The following is a 20,818-nucleotide window of genomic DNA, read 5'->3' as shown; positions in this document are numbered from 1 at the left end:
CCGGGGGCCTCAGCGGCCCACGAACTGCGGGCCCTGCGGCGGCAGCCGGAAGTCCGGGTCCGGGACCACGGCGGCCGGCGGCGGAAAGCCGTAGCCGGCCGCCGCGCCGTTGGCGGTCGCCGGGGCCGGTTCCGGCGGGTAGCCGTACGTGCTCTGGCCGGCGCCGGCGGGCTGCGGGTACCCGTAGGCCGGCTGGGTCGCCGGGGTCTGCTGGGGATAGCCGTAGGCCGGCTGGGCCGGCACCCCGGGCGGCTGCTCGGGCGGCAGCGGCTGGGCGGGCGTGGTCCGGGCCGACGTGGAGTGCGCGGGCGGGGACTGGGCGGGCGGGGCGGAGACGGGCGACTGGACCTGTGCGGTGGGGGCCTCGGGGGGTGTGCCGGCCAGCTCGGGTGCCGACCGGGCGTCCCGTGCCGCCGCTGCCTCCGCCTCGGCCTCCTCGTCCACCGAGATGCCGAACTCGGTCGCCAGGCCCTCCAGCCCGTTCGAGTAGCCCTCGCCCAGCGCCCGGAACTTCCAGCTCTCCCCGCGCCGGTACAGCTCCCCGCAGATCAGCGCGGTCTCCTCGCCGGTCTCCGGCCTGACGTCGAAGTAGGCCAGCGGCTCGGCGTCGGTGGCCGCCGCGTCGTAGAGCAGGATGCGCAGGTCCCGTACCTGGTCGAAGGCGACCCCGTCCGCCGAGGCGACCAGCAGGACCCGGCCGACCCGGGCCTCGACCCCGGACAGGTCCGTCTGGATCGCGTCGGTCAGACCGTCGGCGGCGCGCTTCTTGCCGAGCCGCCAGACCTGCCCGGACGGATGCCGGGGCTGGTTGTAGAAGACGAAGTCCTCGTCGGATCGCACACGGTCGTCGGGGCCGAGCAGCAGCGCGGAGACATCGACGTCGGGAATCCCCTGCCCCGGTGTCCAGCGCAGTACCGCCCGCACCGTGGTGGCCTCCAGCGGGACGTTCGACCCTTTCAGCATCGCGTGCGTCATGCCGTCATCCTGCCTGCTCGGTCCTGGTCACGACAATGCGGGGGCGGGTACCCGGGGAGTGCGCGGCGTCCCGCGCCGCGATGCCGACATGGCCGGGTTACCTGGAATTCATGCCTGACGGGAACTACTGACATGGGTTCCTACGTACTATTACCGGCCACCTTCGAATGTTTCACAGGTCGCCCAGACACCACGGGGGAGTTCAAATGCGTCATTTCGGTCATATAACCCCTGAGGTGCGAGAGCGGCTCTTTCACCGGCAGCCCGGCGAGTTCACCGCCGACTCCCCGGCCCGGCTGCTCTCCGCGGCCCTGGGAGCCACCCTCTACAGCCCCGCCACCCGGCCGCGCCTCGCCGACGACATCCGCAAGCAGGCCGCCAGCGGGGTGGTCTCGATGGTGCTCTGCCTGGAGGACTCCATCGACGACGCCGACGTGCCGGCCGGCGAGGAGAACCTCGTACGGCACCTGACGGCCCTGGCGGAACGTTCCGGCACCGATGTCCCGCTGCTGTTCGTCCGGGTCCGCGCCCCCGAGCAGATCCCCGACCTGGTACGGCGGCTCGGCCCCGCCGTACGGCTGCTGTCCGGATTCGTGCTGCCGAAGTTCACCGAGGAACGCGGCGTGCCCTTCCTGGAGGCGCTGGCCGACGCGGAGACCGCCACGGGCCGCCGGCTGTTCGCGATGCCGGTGCTGGAATCCCCGGAACTGCTGTACCGGGAGTCGCGGGTGCAGACCCTGGAGGGCATCTTCCGCGCGGTCGACAAGTACCGCGACCGGGTCCTCGCCCTCCGGCTCGGCGTGACCGACTTCTGCTCCTCCTACGGGCTGCGCCGCGGCCCCGACATGACGGCGTACGACGTCCAGGTCGTCGCCTCCGTGATCGCCGACGTGGTCAACATGCTGGGCCGGGCCGACGGCACCGGATTCACCGTGACCGGGCCGGTGTGGGAGTACTTCCGGGTCCAGGAGCGGATGTTCAAACCGCAACTGCGGCAGAGCCCCTTCCTGGAGGTGCAGGCCGCCGACCTGCGGGCCCGGCTGATCGAGCACGCCATGGACGGCCTGCTGCGGGAGATCTCCCTCGACCAGGCCAACGGCCTGCTGGGGAAGACCTGCATCCACCCCTCCCACGTGCTCCCGGTGCACGCGCTGTCCGTGGTCAGCCACGAGGAGTTCAGCGACGCGCAGGACATCCTGCGGCCGGAGCGCGGCGGCGGCGGCGTGCTCCGGTCGTCGTACACGAACAAGATGAACGAGGTGAAGCCGCACCGGGCCTGGGCCGAGCGCACCCTGCTGCGGGCCGAGGCGTTCGGCGTGGCCCACGCGGACATCGGCTTCGTCGAACTGCTCGCCGCCTGTCTGTCGGACTGAACGCAAGGGATCATGGACCGGTCAGTGGACCACCGCACAGGGGACGACAGGAGGCGTACGCGCATGAGGGAACGGCCGCGGGCCGGGGAGCCGGCCGGTGTCTGGACCGGCAGCTGGGTCGCCGAGCGGCTCGGCATCGGGCTCACCGGCGACGACGACCTGACCGGCCTGCTGGGCCTCGCCCTGCGCCGCAACCCCAAGCGGGCGCATCTGCTCGTGTCCAACGTGCTCGGCAAGCACGTACCGCAGTCGCCGTCCGTGGTCTACGGCTACGGCTTCGGTCTCGGCCGCCGGGTCCGCGACCTGCTGGGCGCGGAGGCGGCCGACGCGGTCGTCCTCGGCTACGCGGAGACCGCCACCGGGCTCGGCCACTCGGTCGCCGACGGCCTCGGCCCCGCGCCCTATCTGCACTCCACCCGCCGTCCGGTGCCCGGCGTCGCCGCGGCGGGCGGCTTCGAGGAGTCCCACTCGCACGCCACGTCCCATCTGCTGCTGCCCGCCGACCCCGCGCTGCTGGCCGGGGCCGGGCCGCTGGTCCTGGTCGACGACGAGTTCTCCACCGGCAACACGGTCCTGAACACCGTCCGGGCCCTGCACGAGCGCTACCCGCGCGGGCGGTACGTGGTGGTCGCCCTGGTGGACATGCGGTCGGCGGCGGACGCGGGGCGGCTGGAGCGGTTCGCCGAGGAGATCGGCGCCAGGGTGGATCTCGTCGCGGCCGCCTCGGGAACGGTGTCCCTCCCGGAGGGGGTGCTGGAGAAGGGGCAGGAGTTGGTGGCGCGGTACGAGGCGGGGGGTGCCGAGGGGGGTGCGTCGTCGGGTGCGGGTGCGTCGTGGCCGGTCGCGCAGTTCCCCGCGCCCCTGAGCGGCGTTGCCGCACCGCACTCGGCAACGCACCGCGTGGACCTGCGCTGGCCCCGTACCCTGCCGGACGGCGCCCGGCACGGCTTCAGCCCCGCCCACCGGGCCCGCCTGGAAGCCGCCCTGCCGGACATGGCCGCCCGCCTCGCCGAGGCCCTGCCCGCCGACGCGCACCGCGTCCTCGTCCTCGGCTGCGAGGAACTGATGTACGCCCCGCTGCGCCTGGCCCGGGAACTGGAACAGGTCGTCACCGCCGAGGTCCGCTACTCCACCACCACCCGCTCGCCGGTCCTCGCCGTCGACGACCCCGGCTACGCGATACGCACCCGCCTGGTCTTCCCCGCCCACGACGACCCGGCCGACGGCCCCGGCGAGCGCTACGCCTACAACGTGGCCGGCGCCGGCTTCGACGCCGTCGTCGCCGTGGTCGACTCGCCCGCCGACACCCCGGCGCTGCACGCCCCCGACGGCCTGCTGGCCCGGCTCGCCGCCCACGTCCCGCACGTCCTGCTCGCGGTGGTCCCCTCGTACATACCCGGCGCTCCCCCCGAAAGGCCCGCCATGCTGCCCGAGCCGCTGCGCGGCCCCGCCTTCTCCTCCTACGCGCCCGACGAGGTCGGCTGGCTGCTCCAGGACCTCTCGGACACCACCCTGGAGGCGCCCACCGAGGAGCGCGAGGAGGCGATCCAGCAGGGCGGCGCGCACTACGCCGAGTCGCTGCCGGTCGAGTACCAGCCCAGCGAGCAGTACCAGGAACTGTTCCACGCGGCGCTGCGCACCTCCGCCGCCCGCCTCGCCCGGGCCGTCGGCGCCGTCACCGAACTGGTGCTGCTGGAACGGTCCCCCCGGCCCGTCCTGGTCTCGCTGGCCCGCGCGGGCACGCCGATCGGGGTCCTGATGCGCCGCTGGGCGCGGTTCCGGCACGGTCTCGACCTCCCGCACTACGCGGTGTCGATCGTCCGCGGCCGGGGCATCGACGCCAACGCGCTGCGCTGGCTGGCCGGCCGGCACGACCCCGCCGACGTCGTCTTCGTCGACGGCTGGACCGGCAAGGGCGCCATCACCCGCGAACTCGCCGCCGCCCTGGAGGAGTTCGCGGTGTCGGACGGCATCACCGGCTTCGACCCGGAGATCGCCGTGCTGGCCGACCCCGGCTCCTGCGTGCGCACCTACGGCACCCGCGACGACTTCCTCATCCCCTCCGCCTGCCTCAACTCCACCGTCTCCGGCCTGATCTCCCGCACCGTGCTCCGCGCCGACCTGGTCGGCCCGCACGACTTCCACGGCGCGAAGTTCTACCGCGAACTGGCCGGCGCCGACCTCTCCCCGGCCTTCCTGGACGCCGTCTCCGCCCGCTTCCCCGAGGTCGCGGACGCCGTCGACCTACAGGCCAAGGAACTGCACGCGGCCGACCGCACCCCCACCTGGGAGGGCTGGGCGGCGGTCGAGCGGATCAGCGAGGAGTACGGCATCCACGACGTCAACCTGGTCAAGCCCGGCGTCGGCGAGACCACCCGGGTGATGCTGCGCCGGGTGCCGTGGAAGGTGCTGGCCCGGGCCGGCGCCGGCGCCGACCTGGACCACGTACGGCTGCTGGCCGAGCAGCGCGGCGTGCCGGTGGAGGAGGTCGCGGACCTGCCGTACACCTGCGTCGGGCTGATCCACCCCCGCTACACGCGCGGCGCGACCGGCGCCGACGGCCGGGCGGTGACGGTCTGATGTCCGCCACGCCGGCACCGCCCGTCCTGATCGCCAGCGACCTGGACCGCACCCTCATCTACTCCGCCGCCGCGCTGCACCTGAGCGGACCCGACGAGGACGCCCCCCGGCTGCTGTGCGTCGAGGTCTACCAGGGCAAGCCGCTGTCGTACATGACGGAGACGGCGGCCGGGCTCCTCGCCGAACTCGGGGAAACCGCCCTGTTCGTGCCGACCACGACCCGCACCCGCGCCCAGTACCGGCGGATCAGCCTCCCCGGCCCCCCGCCCCGGTACGCGATCTGCGCCAACGGCGGCCACCTGCTGGTCGACGGGGTCACGGACGCCGACTGGCACGCCCGGGTGACGGCCCGGCTGGCCGACGAGTGCGCCCCGCTCGCCGAGGTCCAGGAGCACCTGCTGCGCACCGCCGACCCGGTGTGGGTGCGCAAGCACCGCACCGCCGAGGACCTGTTCGCCTATCTCGTCCTCGACCGCGACCTGCTGCCGGGGGAGTGGGTCAAGGAACTCGCGGTGTGGGCGGGGGAGCGCGGCTGGACCGTCTCCCTCCAGGGCCGCAAGCTCTACGCCGTCCCCGTGCCGCTCACCAAGAGCGCGGCCGTGCGCGAGATCGCCCGCCGCAGCGGCGCCGGTCTCACCCTGGCCGCCGGTGACTCGCTCCTCGACGCCGATCTGCTGCTCGCCGCCGACCGGGGCTGGCGCCCGGGCCACGGTGAGCTGGCCGACTCGGGGTGGACGGTACCGGCGGTCGACGCGCTGCCCGAGCGGGGCGTACTGGCCGGGGAGCGGATCACCCGGGAGTTCCTGCGCGCGGCCGGCTGACCGACGCGGGCTCCGGCCCGTCGCGGTCCCGGCGGCGCCGACCGCCGGGCCGCAGCAGCCGGGCGGCGACGAAGCCCAGCACGGCGAGGACGGCCGCGCCGAGCACCACCTTGGAGTAGGCGGAGACGATGTCCGTCACCCGGGACCAGTTGTCGCCCAGGGCGTAACCGGCCAGCACGAACAGGGTGTTCCAGAGCGCGCTGCCGAGGGTGGTGAGGAGCAGGAAGACCGGCAGCCGCATCCGTGCCACGCCCGCCGGCACCGAGATCAGGCTGCGGAAGACCGGGATCATCCGGCCGAAGAACACCGCCTTGGTGCCGTGCCGTTCGAACCACGCCTCGGTCTTCTCGATGTCGGAGACCTTCACCAGCGGCAGCCGCCCGGCGAGCGCCACCACCCGGTCCCGGCCCAGCAGCGCGCCCAGCCCGTACAGGGCGAGCGCGCCGGCCACCGAACCGGCCGTGGTCCACAGCAGTACGGCGATCAGGCTCATCCGCCCGTCCGCCGCCGCGAACCCGGCGAACGGCAGGATCACCTCGCTGGGCAGCGGCGGGAACAGGTTCTCCAGCGCGATGGCGACACCGGCGCCGGGCGCGCCGAGCGCGTCCATCAGGTCGTTGATCCACTGCGGTCCGGTCGTCATACGACCACGCTAGGGAGCCGACCCTGAAGGCAGCCTGAAGGCCGGCCGTGGGTCAGCCGCAGCAGCCCCCGCCGCAGCAGCCGCCCCCGCCGGACCCGGGCGCGGGGGACGCCGGTGCGGCGGAGGTGCCGCCGACCGCGACCGTCGACAGCAGCTTCACGGTGTCGTCGTGGCCGGCCGGGCAGGCGGCGGGGGCGCCCGACTCGGCCATCGGACGGCTCAGTTCGAACGTGTCGCCGCAGGAGCGGCAGCGGTACTCGTAGCGAGGCATGCGCCCAGATTAACCGGCGGCGCCGGTCAGTGACCGGCTCCGCGCTCCTCCCGTATCCGGCCGACCACCCCGGCCACCGCGTGGCGGACCGCGTCCGTCTCGGTGAGGAAGTGCCAGTAGTCGGGGTGCCGGCCCTCCAGGGTGCCGATCGCGCGGTCCAGACGGGCCACGGCGTCGTCCAGCGGGCGGGCGTCGCGGGGGTCGGGGGTGCTGCGGCCGGCCATGGCGAGGCGCTGGGCGTCGCGGATGGCGAACCGGGTCCGTTCGATCTCGGCCCGCGGGTCCTTCTGCACGGCGTTCAGCTGCCGGAGGCGGTCGCCGGCGGCGGAGACGGCCTCGTCGGTCTCGTTCAGCAGGGCGCGGACCGTCGACAGCAGGGCGGTCGCGTCGGGCCAGCGCTGGGCGTCGCGGGCGGTGCGGGCCTCGGCCAGTTTCCGTTCGGCCTGCGCGACCGTCTCGCGGGCCTGCTCGGGCACGTGCTGGAGGTCCTGCCAGCAGGCGGCGGTGAAGCGGCGGCGCAGTTCGCTGAGGACCGGCTCGACCTGTTCGGCGCGGGTGGTGAGGGCCTGCGCGCGGGTGCGCAGCGAGACCAGCCGCTTGTCGGTCTCGGCGGCCCGCTCGGGCAGCCGCTCGGCCTCCGCCCGGACCGCCTCCGCCTCCCGGGCGACCCGCTCGGCGCGCTCCAGGGTGCCGGGCACGCCGTGCCGCCCGGCGCCCTGGTTCAGCTTGGTCAGCTCCGGGGCGAGGGCGGCCAGCCGGGCGGCCAGGTCGTCCGCGGTCAGCCCCGAGCCGCGTACGGCGTCCAGGGCGTCGGAGGCGGCTTGCAGGGACTGCCGGGCGCGTTCGACGGCGGGGGCGAGGCGGGCGAGCTGGGTCTCGGCCTTGCCGAGCAGCGGGCCGAGGCCCTCGGTGAAGCGGTCCAGTTCGCCCTTGACCCGGTCCAGCTCCGCCTTGGCGGCGGTCAGCTCGGCGCGGGCCCGGGCGGCGGTCGACGCCTCCAGGTCGTCCCGGTCCAGGTCGTGGGCGTCGACGGCGCTGATGTACTGGTGGCTGGCCTCGTCGATGCGCCGGCCGAGGGCGTCGAAGCCGTCGACGGCGCGCCGGCCGGCCGGGGAGTCGTCGACGGCGGTGATCGTCTCGATGGAGATCCGCAGGTCCCGCTGGGCGGTGTCCAGCTCGTAGAACGCGGCGGCGGCGTCGTCCTTGGCGGTCTGCGCCTGGGCCCGCTCGTTCTCCGCCCGGCCGCCGAACCAGCGCCGGGTGCCGCCGCCGGCGAACGCCGCGCACAGGGCCGGCGCGGCGAGCAGCGGCAGGGCCAGCAGGGTGAGGGCGTCGCGCAGCCGTGTTGGTGGCGCGCAGGGCACCATCGGCGGCGTGTCCGGCTGCGATGGTGTCGCCGTCACATCCCTCTCCCGTGTCGTCCGCCCTGCCCGGGTTCATTCTCCCACCCGTTGAGGACGAACACACGGGCCGGTCAGTTCGCCGTACGGACCGTGACTTCGCCGTCGGCGGTACGGGCGTTCACCACATGGGCGCTGGAGTCGTCCCGGGGCACCGACACGTCCACCGAGCCGTCGTCGGTGTCGGCCGTCACCTGGTACGTGGCCCGGGGCAGGGCGACGGTCACCGAGCCGTCGTCGCTGCGGGTGTCGACCCGGTCGGGCACGGCGCCGAGGTCCAGGCGCACCGAGCCGTCCTTCGTCTCCGCCTTCACCCGGCGCGAGGAGACCGCCGCGCGGACCGAGCCGTCGTCGCTGCGCAGGTCCAGCGGGCCGGTGGAGTCCGTGACGCGCACCGAGCCGTCCTGGGTGCGGATGCCCAGCGGGTCGCGGAACCCCCGGGCCCGTACGCTGCCGTCGTCCTCCGCCACCTCGACGGCCACACCGCGGGGCACCTCGATCCGGTGCCTGGCCGCGCAGTCGGCGATGAAGCCCGTGCAGGTGGTGCGCAGCACCAGGCGGTCGCCGTCCATCCTCCAGGTCACCTCGGGTTCCTTCCCGAGCGTCACCGACCCGCTGAACCACCGGGTGACGTCGATCCGGCCCGCCGCGTTGTCCGCCGCGGCGACGATCTCCAGGGCGGAGTCGTCGGAGTCGACGGTGAGCGTGCGGCCCGGCAGCGCGAAGGACCGCCGGTCGGGGTCGTTGTCCTCGTCGGGCGAGGCGCAGGCCGCCAGCCCCGCGACGGCGAGGACGACGGCACCGGCGGCGGCGAGCGCGCGGGCGGGAACGGTTCGGGACATGACGGTCTCCCCCTGGAACGGACGGCGGGCCTCGGCGAGGCTCTACGACCGTAGGTTTCGGGGGTGTGCCGTCGCGATCCGGGACGCTCCCGGATCGAAAGGGGGGGAAACCCCCGGGCGCCCCGCGCCGTGTAGGCTGTCGACTCGTCTCGGGTGCGTAGCTCAGGGGTAGAGCGCCTGCCTTACAAGCAGGATGTCGGCGGTTCGAAACCGTCCGCGCCCACCGCGACCGATGCCGGGCATCGGTGTCAGAGGCCCTCGGAGATGCTCCGGGGGCCTCTTCTCATATGCCTGCGCCTGCGCCTGCGCCTGCGCCTGCGCCTGTGCCTGTTGCCTGTGCCGCTGCCCGTGCCCCGTCCGCCGGGTGCCCTCAGTCGCGGTCGTCCGCGGGCGGCGTCTCGGGGGTGTGTTTGAGGCGGGAGCGGGCGGTGACCTGGTCGGTGCCGGTGAACTGGTCCCAGTAGCGGTGGGTGGTGACGAACACCGCCAGTTCGCGTTCGCGGCGGCGCAGCTTCTCCACCTCGGCCTGTTCGTCCTCGGACCAGCCGGGGGAGGCCGGGCGCTCCACCTTGCGCCAGCCGTTGTCGTCGCTGAAGCCGTCCACCGGTGCCACGGACCAGGGGAGCCGCTTCAACAGGGCCGACAGGTCGGCCCGGACCTGATGGAGTTCCTCCTGACCGGCGAGGAGGTCACTCGGAAAGTCATAGGTCGTAGCCACCCCTGAATGATACTCCTGTTCGATTTTGGGTCGCACGTTCTCCAGGGGGAGATCAGGGGGAGACTTGAGGCATGTGCCGCAGCATCAAGACGCTCCGTCCGCCCGCGCTGGCCGAGCAGGCCACCGACGACGAGATCCGGGCCGCCGCCCTCCAGTACGTGCGCAAGGTGTCCGGGTTCCGGGCGCCGGCCGCGCACAACCAGGAGGTGTTCGACCGGGCCGTGGCCGCGGTCACCGAGGCGACCGCGGAACTGCTGGCCGGTCTGGAGGTACGGGGCGGGGCTCAGCCGCGCCGGGCGGGCTGACCCGCCCGGCCGCAGGGGCTCACCGCGTCGGCGCGGACTCCGCCGCCCGCGCCGGGCGCCGCATCAGCAGCGCCGCGCCCGCGCCCGCGCCGAACAGGGCGACCAGGGAGACCCCCGTCGCCAGCCACGTCGCGCCCAGCCACTGGCCGCCGAAGTAGCCGAGCGCCACGCTGTACGCGGCCCAGGACAGCCCGGCCAGCGCCGACCAGGGCAGGAACTCCCGCACCCGGCGGTGGGCGGCGCCCGCGCCGAGGGAGACGATCGAGCGCCCGGCCGGGGCGAACCGGGCCAGCACCACCAGCGCGCCGCCACCGCGGGCCAGCGCCGCGCCGAGACGTTCCTGTGCCTTGGTCAGCCTGCGCGAGCGGGCGATCGCCCGGTCCAGCCGCGGGCCGCCGCTCCAGGCGAGCCGGAAGGCGACCAGGTCACCGAGGACGGACGCGGTGGTGGCGCACAGGATCAGCACCAGGATGTCGGGGACGTCGTGCGGGACCTGGCCGGTCGCGGCGCCCGAGCCGGCCGCCGCCGCCGTGGCCGCGGCGATCACCAGGACGCCGCTCGGCAGTACCGGCAGGAACACGTCCAGGAGCACGGAGAGGGCCACGAAGGCGTAGATCCAAGGGCTGCTGACCAGCGACCCCATACTTCCGAACACCGTGACTCCCCATGGCTTCCCCCGTGGGCCTGACCAGCCGCGCCGCGCGGGCGGCAGGGGAGGCCGATGACAGCCATACAGCCTACGCCCGGGGTACGACAGCGGGTTCACAGGGGGCTCGCGCGCCGGACACGGGCGGTTCACCCGGCTGCCGCCTTCCGGGAGCGGCCGGTGCCGCTCTCCCGTAGCAACGACGGTGGGGCGGCACATACCGCCCCATTCCCCCCGAGAGTGACGGACGGAACACATCATGGTGGCAGGAATATGCGCGGGTGCCGTGGCCGCGGTGGTCCTCGTGGGCGGCGGTGCCGTCGCCCACGGTGACGATCAGGACTCGGTGCGCGCGGACGCCCGCTTCGCGGCCCCCGGCGACGACGCCTCGCACCCGGCGCTGACGTACGACCGGAAACTGGTCCCGGCCGGGTCGTGGATCGAGGTGCGGCGGCACACCGACCGCGGTGGCGCGACCACCGTCCGGCTGCGGGTGCGCGGCCTGGTGCCGGGGCACGCGTACGGCGCCCATGTGCACCAGAAGCCGTGCGGCGCCGACCCGGCCGCCGCGGGCGGGCACTACCAGCACCGGCCCTCCGCCGACCCGGCCGACGCCAACCCGGAGAACGAGGTGTGGCTCGACTTCACCCCCGACCCGCAGGGCGCGGGCTGGGCCACCGCCCAGCACGACTGGGACTTCCGGCCGGGCGAGGCGTCGTCCGTGGTGATCCACGACCGGCCGGGCAACTCCGGCGACCGCGCCGCCTGCTTCACGGTGCCGCTCCGGCCGGCCGGCTGACCGGCTGACCGGCGGGAACGACGCAGCGGTGCCCTCCGCGTGAGGCGGAGGGCACCGCTGCGGTGTTCCCGCGTTCGGCCGGCCGGGATCAGACCGAGACCGGTGTCTGCCGTTCGGCGGCCCGGTCCCGGTCCGCCCCGGCGGTGCGCCGGGCCAGCAGCCGGTCCAGGCCGAAGGCGCCGGAGCCGGTGAAGACCAGCAGCAGGAAGGCCCAGCAGAACATCGCGGAGGCCTCACCGCCGTTCTCCATCGGCCACAGGGCGCCGGGCTGGTGCATCTTGAAGTACGCGTAGGCCATCGAGCCCGAGGCGATCAGCGCGGCGGCCCGGGTGCCGAGGCCGAGCAGCACCAGGCCGCCGCCGACCAGCTGGATCACGGCGGCGTACCAGTTGGGCCAGGTCCCGGCCTCGACGGTGCCGCCGCCGGTGCCCGCGGCGCCGCCGAGGACCCCGAACAGGGAGGCGGCGCCGTGGCAGAGGAAGAGCAGGCCGACGACTATCCGGAACAGGCCGAGGGCGTAGGGCTGGGCGCTGTTGAGGCGTCCGGTCATGTGGGGGGTCACTCCTTCAGAGGACCGGTCGTGAGGAACCGGTCGCTTCGGGGGACGGAAGTGGAGCCTCCACGTTAGGCAGACCTAACTAGTGCTTGCAATCTCAACATTCAGCCAGACCGACATTGACAGCATCACGACAGCTTGGTCTCCGTGACCGTCCGCAGCACCGTCGTGCCGTCCCCGCGCGCCGCCTTCTCCAGCCGCAGCCGGGCCGAGCGGCCGCGCAGGGTCAGCGTCATCAGCTGGTTGCCGAACCAGGGCCCGCCGTCCCGGCGCCAGCGCACCGCCGGCCGGGCCAGCCGCCCGTGCCGGGCGAACCACCGGCCCAGCGCCCGGGCCGGCCCGCTCCAGCCGAACCGGAAGCCGAGCCGGATGGAGAGCGGCACGGAGTTGTGCACCGGCGAACAGGTCAGCTGCACCACATGGGCGTCCGGCGCCGCTCCCGGCCAGGCCGGCTCGGCGACGTAGGCGTGGTGCACGTCTCCCGACAGCACGCACACCGTCGCCGGTGCCTCGGGCCCGGTCCCGACCTCCGCTATCAGCGCGGCCAGCGCGTCGAACGAGGCCGGGAACGCCGCCCAGTGCTCCAGGTCGGCCGCGCGCCGCACCTTCTCGCCGAGCCGGGCCCAGCGCGCGCCCCGCTCGCCCCGGCACAGGGCGGCGTTCCACCCCTCCACGTCGTGGATCAGGTGCGGCAGCAGCCAGGGCAGCGAGGTGCCGAGCAGCAGGTGGTCGTAGGAGCCCCGGCCGTCCAGGGCCTGAGCGCGCAGCCACTCGGCCTCCGCGGGGTCGAGCATGGACCGCCGCTGTTCGTCGAGCACCCGGGCCGCCCGGCTGTCCACCATCAGCAGCCGGACCCGGCCGAAGTCGCGCCGGTAGCTCCAGCGGACCGAGGCGGCGTCGGCGTCGGCCTCGGCGGCGAAGGCGCGCAGCGCGTCGGTGCCGTCGGCGGACCCGCGGACGGCGGCGTAGACGGGGTCGGCGGCCAGTTCGGCCGGGGGCAGGTTCCCCAGGTGCTGGTGGACCCAGTACGACATCAGGCCGCTCAGCAGCCGCTCGCGCCACCAGCCGGTGGCCCGCATGTCGTCGAGCCAGGCGGCGGAGGTGTTCCAGTCGTCGATGACGTCGTGATCGTCGAAGATCATGCAGCTGGGCACGGTGGACAGCAGCCAGCGCACCTCCGGGTCGAGCCAGGACTCGTAGTAGAGGTGGGTGTACTCCTCGTAGTCCGCGACCTCCGCGCCGGGCGGCTCGGCCAGGTCGCGGCGCCCGGCCAGCCAGCGGCGGGTCGCGTCGGACACCTCGTCGGCGTACACCTGGTCGCCCAGGAGCAGCAGCACGTCGGGCCGCTCGCCCTCGGGGTCGGCGGCGATCCGGGCGGCGAGCGTGTCCAGCGCGTCCGGGCCCACCGGGTCCTGCTCGTCGGCCGCCGGGGCGGCCCACCGGCAGGAGCCGAACGCGACCCGCACCTCGCCGTCCTCGGCCGGCGTGCGGATCACGGACGGCGGGAACGGCGAGTCGGGCAGCGGCCACACCCGGGTGCCGTCCAGGAACACCTCGTACGGCGTCGCCGCGCCCTGGGTCAGGCCGGCCACCTCGACGAGGGCGTAGTGGTGCCCCGCCACCTGGAAGGTGCGGGCGGTGCCGCCGGCCCCGTCGGCGCAGCGCACCTCGGCGGCGCACGGACCGCCCGCCTCGACCCACACGGTCGCGGCCGAGCCGTCGGCGTACCTCAGCAGCGGTCCCAGGCGCAGATCGCCCATGGTCGGTCCCCTCTCCGTCGCCCCGTACGGGCCGTACGGTACGGAACGACGGAGGCCGGCGGCGAGGTTCCGGGGGCAGTCGGCGGGGCGGCCGCCCCCGGCCGCCCGGTCAGCAGCTCGCGAGACCGCTGGTCAGCGTGGACTTCTCGGCGGAGTCGACCGAGAGGCCGTAGTAGTACTTCACCTGCACCCAGGCCCGCAGATAGGTGCAGTGGTAGGCGGTCCGGGAGGGCATCCAGGTGGCCGGGTCCTGGTCGCCCTTGGCCTGGTTGACGTTGTCGGTGACCGCGATGAGCTGCGGGCGGGTCAGGTCGTTGGCGAACGACTGGCGGCGGGCGGTGGTCCAGCCGCTCGCGCCGGAGTCCCACGCCTCGGCCAGCGGCACCAGGTGGTCGATGTCGACGTCGGAGGCGGCGGTCCAGGTGGCGCCGTCGTAGACGGAGTACCAGGAGCCGCTGGTGGAGGCGCAGGCGGAGTCGGTGACGACGTTCGAGCCGTCGCGCTTGAGGACGGTCTCGCGGGTGTTGCAGGTGCCGGACTGGGTGATCCAGTGCGGGAAGAGGTCGCGGTCGTAGCCGGTGCGGTTCTCGGTGGCCACGGTGAGGGAGGCCAGGTAGGTGCGGGCGGTGGCGGCGCTGACCGGGGTGGGGAGGGCGGCGGACGCGGTCGGGCCGTTGAACAGCGCGACGGAGGCCATGACTCCGGTGAGCGCCGCGAGTATGCTCAGCGGTCGACGCGCGTAGAACTTCGACATGCGAACTCCCTTGGGTGGTGGGGGTGGTGAGCGCGAGCGAGGGAATGCTCGCGGGCTCGTGTTGCGGGGAGATGAGCGCCCGGTGAGACGTTAGTGACGTGTTCATGTCATGACAAGGTCGGCGACGGGACTTTCGCGTCGCGTACCATGGACGGCGCAGAAGGGGAGTAGCTCTTCGCCGGACCGTCGACATACTGCTCAGCTCGGCTGAGCCGGCGCCCGGAGGCGGTACCCGTGCGGGGCCCGCCAGCGAGACCTTCGGCAAGCAGTGCATGCCTGTGTGCTGCCGTGCCGAGGTGTCCCCTGACAGGAACGCGCACTCTCGGCGGGGCGGCCCCGACCGATTGAGGAACCCTTGCTCAGCTTTACCGTGACCGCGCTGGTGTTCGGCGTCGTCTTCCTCGCCGAACTGCCGGACAAGACCGCGCTCGCCGGCCTCGTCCTCGGCACCCGTTACCGCGCCTCGTACGTCTTCGCGGGCGTCGCCGCCGCGTTCCTGGTGCACGTCGCGCTGGCCGTCGCGGCGGGCAGCGTGCTGACGCTGCTGCCGCAGCAGATCGTGCACGCGATCACCGGTGTGCTCTTCCTGGGCGGCGCGGCGGTGCTGCTGCTCAAGAAGGACGAGGACGAGGCGGAGGTCCGCAAGCCGGAGAACCAGTCCTTCTGGAAGGTCGCGGGGGCGGGCTTCATGCTCATCCTGGTCGCCGAGTTCGGCGACCTCACGCAGATCATGACGGCCAACCTGGCCGCCCGCTACGACGACCCATTGTCGGTCGGCCTGGGCGCGGTGCTCGCCCTGTGGGCGGTGGCCGGGCTCGGCATCGTCGGCGGGAAGGCGCTGATGAAGCGGGTGCCGCTGAAGCTGATCACGCAGGTGGCGGCGGTGCTGATGCTGGGGCTGGGCGTGTGGAGCCTGTGGGAGGCGGTGGCCGGCTGAGGGGCTGGGGCCGGCTTCTGGGGGTGGGTGGGGCCGGCTTCCGGGTGCGGGTGGGGGTGGCTTCGGTGGGGCGGGCCAGTCCGGCTTCGGTGGGGCGGCAGGGTCCGGCTTCCGGTGCGGGTGGGGCTGGCTTCGGTGGGGCGGCGAGTCCGGCTCCGGTGGGGGCGGTGTGCGGGGGTGCCGGGCGGTCGGGTGCGGCTCTCGCGTGCTGTGCGCCGGACGGCCCGCGTGCTGGGCGTCGGACGGCCCCGCGTGCTGAACGTCGGATGAACGGTGGGCGGGGCCGCTGGCGCGATCCCCGGTGTGTTTTGTACCGTGGGGGAACAAAGTGGCTCCCGCCCGTTTTCCCTGACCGGCGGGCGGGGCCGCCTTGTGTACCTCCCGACGCCCTGGAGTCTGCCGATGACGGCCACCACCGTGCTCACCGCCCGCGCCCTGCTGCTGGACATGGACGGCACCCTCGTCAACTCCGACGCCTCCGTCGAGCGCGTCTGGCGGCGCTGGGCCGGCCGGCACGGACTCGACGGCGACGAGGTCATGAAGGTCGTGCACGGCCGCCAGGGCTACGCCTCGATGGCGGTACTGCTGCCCGACCGGCCGATGGACGAGAACTACGCCGACAACGCGCGGCTGCTGGCCGAGGAGACCGCCGACACCGACGGCGTGGTCGCCGTCCCGGGGGCGCCGGAGTTCCTCGCCGCCCTGCGCGGCCTGCCGCACGCCCTGGTCACCTCCGCCGACGTGGCACTGTCCACCGCCCGGATGGGCGCCGCCGGCCTCGCCCTGCCCGAGGTGCGGGTCACCGCCGAGTCGGTCGGCGCCAGCAAGCCCGACCCCGAGGGCTTCCTCAAGGGCGCCGCCGAACTGGGCACCGCCCCGGCCGACTGCGTCGCCTTCGAGGACTCCGGGGCCGGCATCACCGCCGCGCGCGCCGCCGGCATGCGCGTCGTCGGCGTGGGCCCCCGGGCGGCCCTGCACGGTCCCGACGCGCTGGTCCGCGACCTGACCGAGGTACGGGTGGCGGCCACGGCGGACGGCACGGTCCGGCTGCACATCGGCTGAGGGGAGTTTCCCCCGCCGAGGGGCTCACGGCTCCTGCGTCTCCCGTTCCAGCTGCTCCCGGGTCTTCGGCCCGTACGTGCCCAGTTCCTCGGAGTGGATGCCGCGCGCCCACTGGAAGGTACGGACGGCGTCCTCGACCCGGCGGCCGTAGTCGCCGTCGACGTCGTCCATGTAGAGGTGCAGCTGACGCAGGCGGAGCTGGAGCTCGGTGACCTCCGGGCCCGCGTCGCCGCGGCGCAGCACCGTGGCGGTCCCCTCCTCCGGGCCGTCCTCCGTCGGCTCGGACTCCGTCGCCGGGGCACCGGAGTCCGACGCGGACGCCGACCGGCTCGGCGCGGTGCTGCTGGACCCGGAGGGCGCGGCGCTCGACGCGGACGGGGACGCCGAGGACGACGGGCTCGCCTCCCCGGACGTGGCGGCGGACGCGGACGGCGACGCGGGCGCGGACGACGCGGAGGCGTCGCCGGTGATCTCTTCCGCCGAGGCGGCGTCGGTCGACGGCTCCGGCACCCCGGCCCGTACCTGGTCCGCCGGGGCCTCGCTCCGCGCCGGGGACTCGTAGGAGAACAGTCCGCTCGCGTACCCGGCGGTCCCCAGCGCCACGACGGCGACCACCGCGGCACCGACGACCGCGGCCCGCCGGGGGCGGCGGCGGGGGGCGGGCTCGGGCACCCCGGGGAGCGCGGGGGTGTGCGGTCCGGTGGGTGCGCCGGACGACGGTTCGAACAGTCGCAGGTCGGTGGCGTTGGGCGCGTTCGACGGCGGTGCGAGGGGGGTGGGGAGGACGGCCGTCACCGCGGTGGCGGGGGTCTCTTCGGCCGGGACGGGGGCGGGATCGGGGGCGCGCAGCATCATGGTGGTCTCGGCCGTGTGCGGGGCGGTTTTCCCGTCCGTGGCCGCGGGGTCCGCCGGTTTGCCGTCGGGCGCGGGGGGATCGTCGGGCGTACTCGTGCCGTTGGCGGGGCCGGTGGGTTCCGCGCCGGCGCCGTCCGACTCGTCCAGTGCGACGTACGGCCGTATCCGCAGCGGGTTGAAGTCCTCCGCGGCGGCCGCCTCGGCGGTGCGGGTCTCGAGCAGGGCGTCGGCCGCCCGTGGGCCGCACGGGCAGGAGGGCGTGCGGTCCGCCCGCCGAGGCGCCCCGCACTCCGGGCAGGCCGCCCCCACGGCTCCCTCCGCCTCTGCGGCTCCCTCCGCCCCCGCAGGCACCTCAGCCTCAGCCTCCGGAGTCACCTCAGCCTCCGGAGTCACCTCCGCCCCCGCAGCCTTCTCCGCCGCCCCCTGGCCCGCCTCCGCGGCCTGTTCCGGATGCCGCGCCTTCCCAGCGAGCCCCCCGGCCTCTCCTGGCCCCCCGGCCTCTCCTGGTCCTCCGGCCTCTCCTGGCCCCCCGGACCCCTCTGGTCCCACCGGCTGTCCCACGCGTCAGTCCCCTCCCCTTGCTCCCCTTACGAAGTCCGCGTCCCCTCGCGAACTCCAGAGATTATGCAGATCTCCTCCACAGTCGCACGCACGTACCCCTGCCCCGCCGGGCCCCACCAGCCCTCGATTGCCCCCGACCCCCGACGGAATACCGGCATTCCGCACGACTGAACAGGCCATAACCGGTCACACCGAACAGGAGGAAAGGTGTGACCAGAGAATTCGCGTCGGGTTCGGGAGGTCGGCATGACCGTGACCGGGGACACCGGCAGTACGCGGGACGCGGCGCGCGGCACCCCGCAGGACGAGCGGGTCCCGCGCCATGTCCTCGTCTCCATCGGGGCCCTGCTCCTCGGCATGCTGCTGGCCGCCCTGGACCAGACCATCGTCTCCACCGCGCTGCCCACCATCGTCAGCGACCTCGGCGGCATGGCGCACCTGTCGTGGGTCGTGACCGCGTATCTGCTGGCCGCGACCGCCGCGACGCCGCTGTGGGGCAAGCTCGGCGACCAGTACGGGCGCAAGCGGCTGTTCCAGACGGCGATCGTGATCTTCCTGGCCGGTTCGGCGCTGTGCGGCGTCGCACAGAACATGGGTGAGCTGATCGCGTTCCGGGCGGTGCAGGGACTGGGCGGCGGCGGGCTGATGGTGCTGTCGATGGCGATCGTCGGCGACCTGGTGCCGCCCCGCGACCGGGGCCGGTACCAGGGCCTGTTCGGTGCGGTGTTCGGCGCCACCAGTGTGCTCGGCCCGCTGCTCGGCGGCGTCTTCACCGAGCATCTCAGCTGGCGCTGGGTCTTCTACATCAACCTGCCGGTCGGCCTGATCGCCCTCGCCGTGATCGCGACGGTGCTGCACATCCCGCGCCGCACCGAACGCCATGTCATCGACTACCTCGGCACCTTCCTCATCGCCGCCGTCGCCACCTGCCTGGTCCTGGTCGCCTCCCTCGGCGGCACCACCTGGGCCTGGGCCTCGCCGGGGATCATCGGCCTGGCGGTCCTGGGCGTCCTGCTGGCCGCCGTCTTCGTGGCCGTCGAACGCCGGGCCGCCGAGCCGGTACTCCCGCTGCGCCTGTTCCGGGTCCGCACCTTCGTGCTGTCGGCGGTGATCAGCCTGGTGGTCGGTTTCGCGCTGTTCGGCGCGATGACGTATCTGCCGACCTTCCTCCAGGTGGTGCAGGGCGTCAGCCCGACCATGTCCGGGGTGCACATGCTGCCGATGGTGGTCGGCCTGCTGCTGGCGTCCACCGCCTCCGGCCAGATCGTCAGCCGCACCGGCCGCTGGAAGGTGTTCCCGATCGCCGGCACCGGCGTCACCGCCCTCGGTCTGCTGCTCCTGCACCAACTGGACGAGAACAGCCCGACCGCCGAGATGAGCGCCTTCTTCTTCGTCTTCGGACTGGGCCTCGGTCTGGTGATGCAGGTGCTGGTCCTCATCGTGCAGAACGCCGTCCCGTACGCGGATCTGGGCGTCGCCACCTCCGGCGCGACCTTCTTCCGCTCGATCGGCGCGGCCTTCGGCGTGGCCGTCTTCGGCACCGTCTTCGCGAGCCGCCTCGCCGACCGCCTCACCGACGCGTTCAGCGGCGTCCGGCTGCCGCCCGGCGTCTCCGCGGACACCCTCGAATCCGACCCGCGCGGCATCGCGGCCCTGCCCGCCTCCCTGCGCCCGGAGGCGATCCACGCCTACGCCGCCTCCATCACCGACGTCTTCCTCTACGCCGCCCCGGTCGCCCTCGTCGGCTTCGTGCTGGCCTGGTTCCTCAAGGAGGACCGGCTGCGCGGCTCGGTCACCGCCCCCGACGCCACCCAAACCCTGGCCAGCAACCCGGTCCAGCGCTCCTCCCGCGACGAGGTGTGCCGCGCGCTGTCGGTCCTCGGCACCCGGGAGGGCCGCCGCGCGGCCTACCGGAAGATCACCACCCGCGCCGGGTACGACCTGCTGCCCGCGACGAGCTGGCTGCTGCTGCGGATCAGGCGGTACGGCTGTGTGGAGCCGGGCCGCCTCGCCGAGGGCAGCGCCGTACCGCTGACCGTGGTCCTGGAGGCCGCCCGGCAGGCCGAGGTGCGGCACCTCGCCGTCCGGGAGGGCCTCGGCCTGGTCCTGACCGACCACGGCCGCGAGGTGGCCGGACGGCTCGCGCACGCCCGCGAGGAGTCGCTGGCCGAACTGCTCGGCGACTGGTGGGGCCCGGACCGCCCGCGGGATCTGATCCGCCTGGTCGAGGAGTTGAACGGCGAGCTGTGCGGCGCGCGCCGCGAACGCCCGCACGACGACGAACGCGTCCTCACCCGCCCGGGCTGACCCCCGGGCCGGTGCCTCGGCCCGCCACGTCCCGGCCCGCCGCATCCCGCCCGAGCGGCTTGGCGAACCAGTGCTCGGCGTACGGGTCGTCGTTGTGCGCCGGTGCCTCCCGATAGCCGAGCCGGGCGTACAGCGCACGCGCCTCGACCAGGTCACTCCGGGTGTCCAGCACCACTCTCCCCGCCCCCAGCTCCCGCGCCGCCTCCTCCGCCGCCCCCACCAGCAAGGCGGCGCCACCTCGCCCCCGCAGCCCCTCCCGCACATACACCCGCGTCAGCTCGGCCGTGGTGGCGTCGAGCAGCCGCACACCCGCCGTACCCTCCGGCTCCCCGTCCCACCGGCCGACCAGCAACACGCCTCGGGGCGGGGTGAGTTCGGTACCGGTCTGCCGGGCGATCTCCCGCTCCAGCTCCCCCGTCTCCGTAGGCCGCCCCTCGTGCAGCAGGTACCAGCGGTCGCTGACTTCGGTGTAGTACGCCCGCCAGAGCGCGGTCGCGGCGGGCGAGTCGTACGGCTCGGGGGTGATGGTCCACGTCATCCCGGCATGGTCGGCGGCCACGAGTCCACCGCGCAACCGCGATTGCCCGCCCCGGAACCTGCCCGGTACGCGGACCGGCGGCCGTTTGACGGGGGCTCAGCGGGTACCCGCTCTT

20 protein-coding genes and 1 tRNA gene are annotated in these 20,818 nt (G+C 74.2%); 9 read left to right on the top strand and 12 right to left on the bottom strand.

Going from position 1 to position 20,818, the window contains the following annotated elements; all coding sequences use genetic code 11:
- Positions 1-9 precede the first annotated feature (9 nt).
- Complete coding sequence (locus tag AB0G32_RS34830) at positions 10-975, bottom strand: TerD family protein (RefSeq protein ID WP_361172901.1); 966 nt, start codon at positions 973-975, stop codon at positions 10-12.
- A 206-nt stretch (positions 976-1,181) separates the two neighbouring features.
- Between AB0G32_RS34830 and AB0G32_RS34825 the strand changes: the two genes are divergently transcribed.
- The 3 genes from AB0G32_RS34825 to AB0G32_RS34815 all read left to right on the top strand — a co-directional run bounded on the left by AB0G32_RS34825 (position 1,182) and on the right by AB0G32_RS34815 (position 5,749).
- Positions 1,182-2,348 (top strand): HpcH/HpaI aldolase/citrate lyase family protein, encoded by a 1,167-nt coding sequence (locus AB0G32_RS34825; RefSeq protein ID WP_361172898.1) that lies wholly within the window; start codon positions 1,182-1,184, stop codon positions 2,346-2,348.
- A 63-nt stretch (positions 2,349-2,411) separates the two neighbouring features.
- Entirely contained in the window at positions 2,412-4,928 is a 2,517-nt protein-coding gene (locus AB0G32_RS34820; RefSeq protein ID WP_361172895.1) for a phosphoribosyltransferase, read from the top strand.
- Entirely contained in the window at positions 4,928-5,749 is an 822-nt protein-coding gene (locus AB0G32_RS34815) for an HAD family hydrolase (RefSeq protein WP_361172892.1), read from the top strand. The genes AB0G32_RS34820 and AB0G32_RS34815 overlap by 1 nt, the downstream gene beginning before the upstream one ends.
- On the opposite strand, the gene AB0G32_RS34810 is transcribed toward AB0G32_RS34815, so the two are convergent.
- From AB0G32_RS34810 to AB0G32_RS34795, 4 genes are all read right to left on the bottom strand, one after another.
- Positions 5,718-6,392, bottom strand: a complete 675-nt coding sequence (locus AB0G32_RS34810; RefSeq protein WP_361172889.1) for a DedA family protein — start codon at positions 6,390-6,392, stop codon at positions 5,718-5,720. The genes AB0G32_RS34815 and AB0G32_RS34810 overlap by 32 nt on opposite strands.
- Positions 6,393-6,444: 52 nt before the next feature.
- The gene (locus tag AB0G32_RS34805) at positions 6,445-6,663 is read right to left on the bottom strand and encodes a zinc ribbon domain-containing protein (RefSeq protein ID WP_361172886.1); all 219 of its coding nucleotides are present in this window, start codon (positions 6,661-6,663) and stop codon (positions 6,445-6,447) included.
- Between the two features lie 26 nt (positions 6,664-6,689).
- Entirely contained in the window at positions 6,690-8,066 is a 1,377-nt protein-coding gene (locus AB0G32_RS34800) for a hypothetical protein (protein WP_361172883.1), read from the bottom strand.
- Between the two features lie 71 nt (positions 8,067-8,137).
- A complete protein-coding gene (locus AB0G32_RS34795; protein WP_361172880.1) occupies positions 8,138-8,905 on the bottom strand; it encodes a DUF4097 family beta strand repeat-containing protein in 768 nt (255 codons plus the stop codon).
- Positions 8,906-9,056: 151 nt separating this feature from the next.
- Between AB0G32_RS34795 and AB0G32_RS34790 the strand changes: the two genes are divergently transcribed.
- Positions 9,057-9,128, top strand: a tRNA-Val gene (locus AB0G32_RS34790).
- A 147-nt stretch (positions 9,129-9,275) separates the two neighbouring features.
- Here AB0G32_RS34790 and AB0G32_RS34785 read toward each other — a convergent pair.
- Complete coding sequence (locus tag AB0G32_RS34785; protein WP_361172877.1) at positions 9,276-9,623, bottom strand: hypothetical protein; 348 nt, start codon at positions 9,621-9,623, stop codon at positions 9,276-9,278.
- A gap of 71 nt (positions 9,624-9,694) precedes the next feature.
- On the opposite strand from AB0G32_RS34785, the gene AB0G32_RS34780 reads away from it, so the two are divergent.
- Positions 9,695-9,928, top strand: coding sequence for a DUF2277 domain-containing protein (locus tag AB0G32_RS34780; RefSeq protein WP_361172874.1), 234 nt, complete (start codon positions 9,695-9,697; stop codon positions 9,926-9,928).
- 19 nt (positions 9,929-9,947) lie between these two features.
- On the opposite strand, the gene AB0G32_RS34775 is transcribed toward AB0G32_RS34780, so the two are convergent.
- Positions 9,948-10,583 (bottom strand): VTT domain-containing protein, encoded by a 636-nt coding sequence (locus AB0G32_RS34775; RefSeq protein ID WP_361172871.1) that lies wholly within the window; start codon positions 10,581-10,583, stop codon positions 9,948-9,950.
- A 250-nt stretch (positions 10,584-10,833) separates the two neighbouring features.
- Between AB0G32_RS34775 and AB0G32_RS34770 the strand changes: the two genes are divergently transcribed.
- On the top strand, positions 10,834-11,373 hold the full coding sequence (locus AB0G32_RS34770) for a superoxide dismutase family protein (RefSeq protein WP_361172868.1): 540 nt from the start codon (positions 10,834-10,836) through the stop codon (positions 11,371-11,373).
- Between the two features lie 88 nt (positions 11,374-11,461).
- Here AB0G32_RS34770 and AB0G32_RS34765 read toward each other — a convergent pair whose 3' ends face one another.
- The 3 genes from AB0G32_RS34765 to AB0G32_RS34755 all read right to left on the bottom strand — a co-directional run bounded on the left by AB0G32_RS34765 (position 11,462) and on the right by AB0G32_RS34755 (position 14,443).
- Complete coding sequence (locus AB0G32_RS34765) at positions 11,462-11,923, bottom strand: DoxX family protein (RefSeq protein WP_361172865.1); 462 nt, start codon at positions 11,921-11,923, stop codon at positions 11,462-11,464.
- Between the two features lie 134 nt (positions 11,924-12,057).
- Positions 12,058-13,689, bottom strand: coding sequence for an alkaline phosphatase D family protein (locus AB0G32_RS34760; protein ID WP_361172862.1), 1,632 nt, complete (start codon positions 13,687-13,689; stop codon positions 12,058-12,060).
- 109 nt (positions 13,690-13,798) lie between these two features.
- Positions 13,799-14,443, bottom strand: a complete 645-nt coding sequence (locus AB0G32_RS34755) for an HNH endonuclease family protein (RefSeq protein ID WP_361172859.1) — start codon at positions 14,441-14,443, stop codon at positions 13,799-13,801.
- Between the two features lie 355 nt (positions 14,444-14,798).
- Here AB0G32_RS34755 and AB0G32_RS34750 point away from each other — a divergent pair, with 355 nt between their 5' ends.
- Positions 14,799-15,380: a TMEM165/GDT1 family protein gene (locus tag AB0G32_RS34750; RefSeq protein WP_361172856.1), complete on the top strand. Its 582-nt coding sequence runs from the start codon at positions 14,799-14,801 to the stop codon at positions 15,378-15,380.
- Between the two features lie 402 nt (positions 15,381-15,782).
- The gene (locus AB0G32_RS34745) at positions 15,783-16,442 is read left to right on the top strand and encodes an HAD-IA family hydrolase (RefSeq protein WP_361172853.1); all 660 of its coding nucleotides are present in this window, start codon (positions 15,783-15,785) and stop codon (positions 16,440-16,442) included.
- A 24-nt stretch (positions 16,443-16,466) separates the two neighbouring features.
- Here AB0G32_RS34745 and AB0G32_RS34740 read toward each other — a convergent pair whose 3' ends face one another.
- Positions 16,467-17,606, bottom strand: coding sequence for a peptidoglycan-binding protein (locus AB0G32_RS34740; RefSeq protein WP_361172850.1), 1,140 nt, complete (start codon positions 17,604-17,606; stop codon positions 16,467-16,469).
- Positions 17,607-18,104: 498 nt separating this feature from the next.
- Between AB0G32_RS34740 and AB0G32_RS34735 the strand changes: the two genes are divergently transcribed.
- Complete coding sequence (locus tag AB0G32_RS34735) at positions 18,105-20,165, top strand: MDR family MFS transporter (protein ID WP_361172847.1); 2,061 nt, start codon at positions 18,105-18,107, stop codon at positions 20,163-20,165.
- On the opposite strand, the gene AB0G32_RS34730 is transcribed toward AB0G32_RS34735, so the two are convergent.
- Positions 20,149-20,703: a GNAT family N-acetyltransferase gene (locus AB0G32_RS34730; protein ID WP_361172844.1), complete on the bottom strand. Its 555-nt coding sequence runs from the start codon at positions 20,701-20,703 to the stop codon at positions 20,149-20,151. The two genes, AB0G32_RS34735 and AB0G32_RS34730, sit on opposite strands and share 17 nt — an antisense overlap.
- Between the last annotated feature and the right edge of the window lie 115 nt (positions 20,704-20,818).

It is taken from the genome of Streptomyces sp. NPDC023723 (assembly GCF_040639815.1).
Classification (GTDB): Bacteria; Actinomycetota; Actinomycetes; order Streptomycetales; family Streptomycetaceae; genus Streptomyces.
The sequence above is the reverse complement of the archived record's forward strand: the minus strand, read 5'-3'. Positions and strand labels throughout refer to the sequence as shown.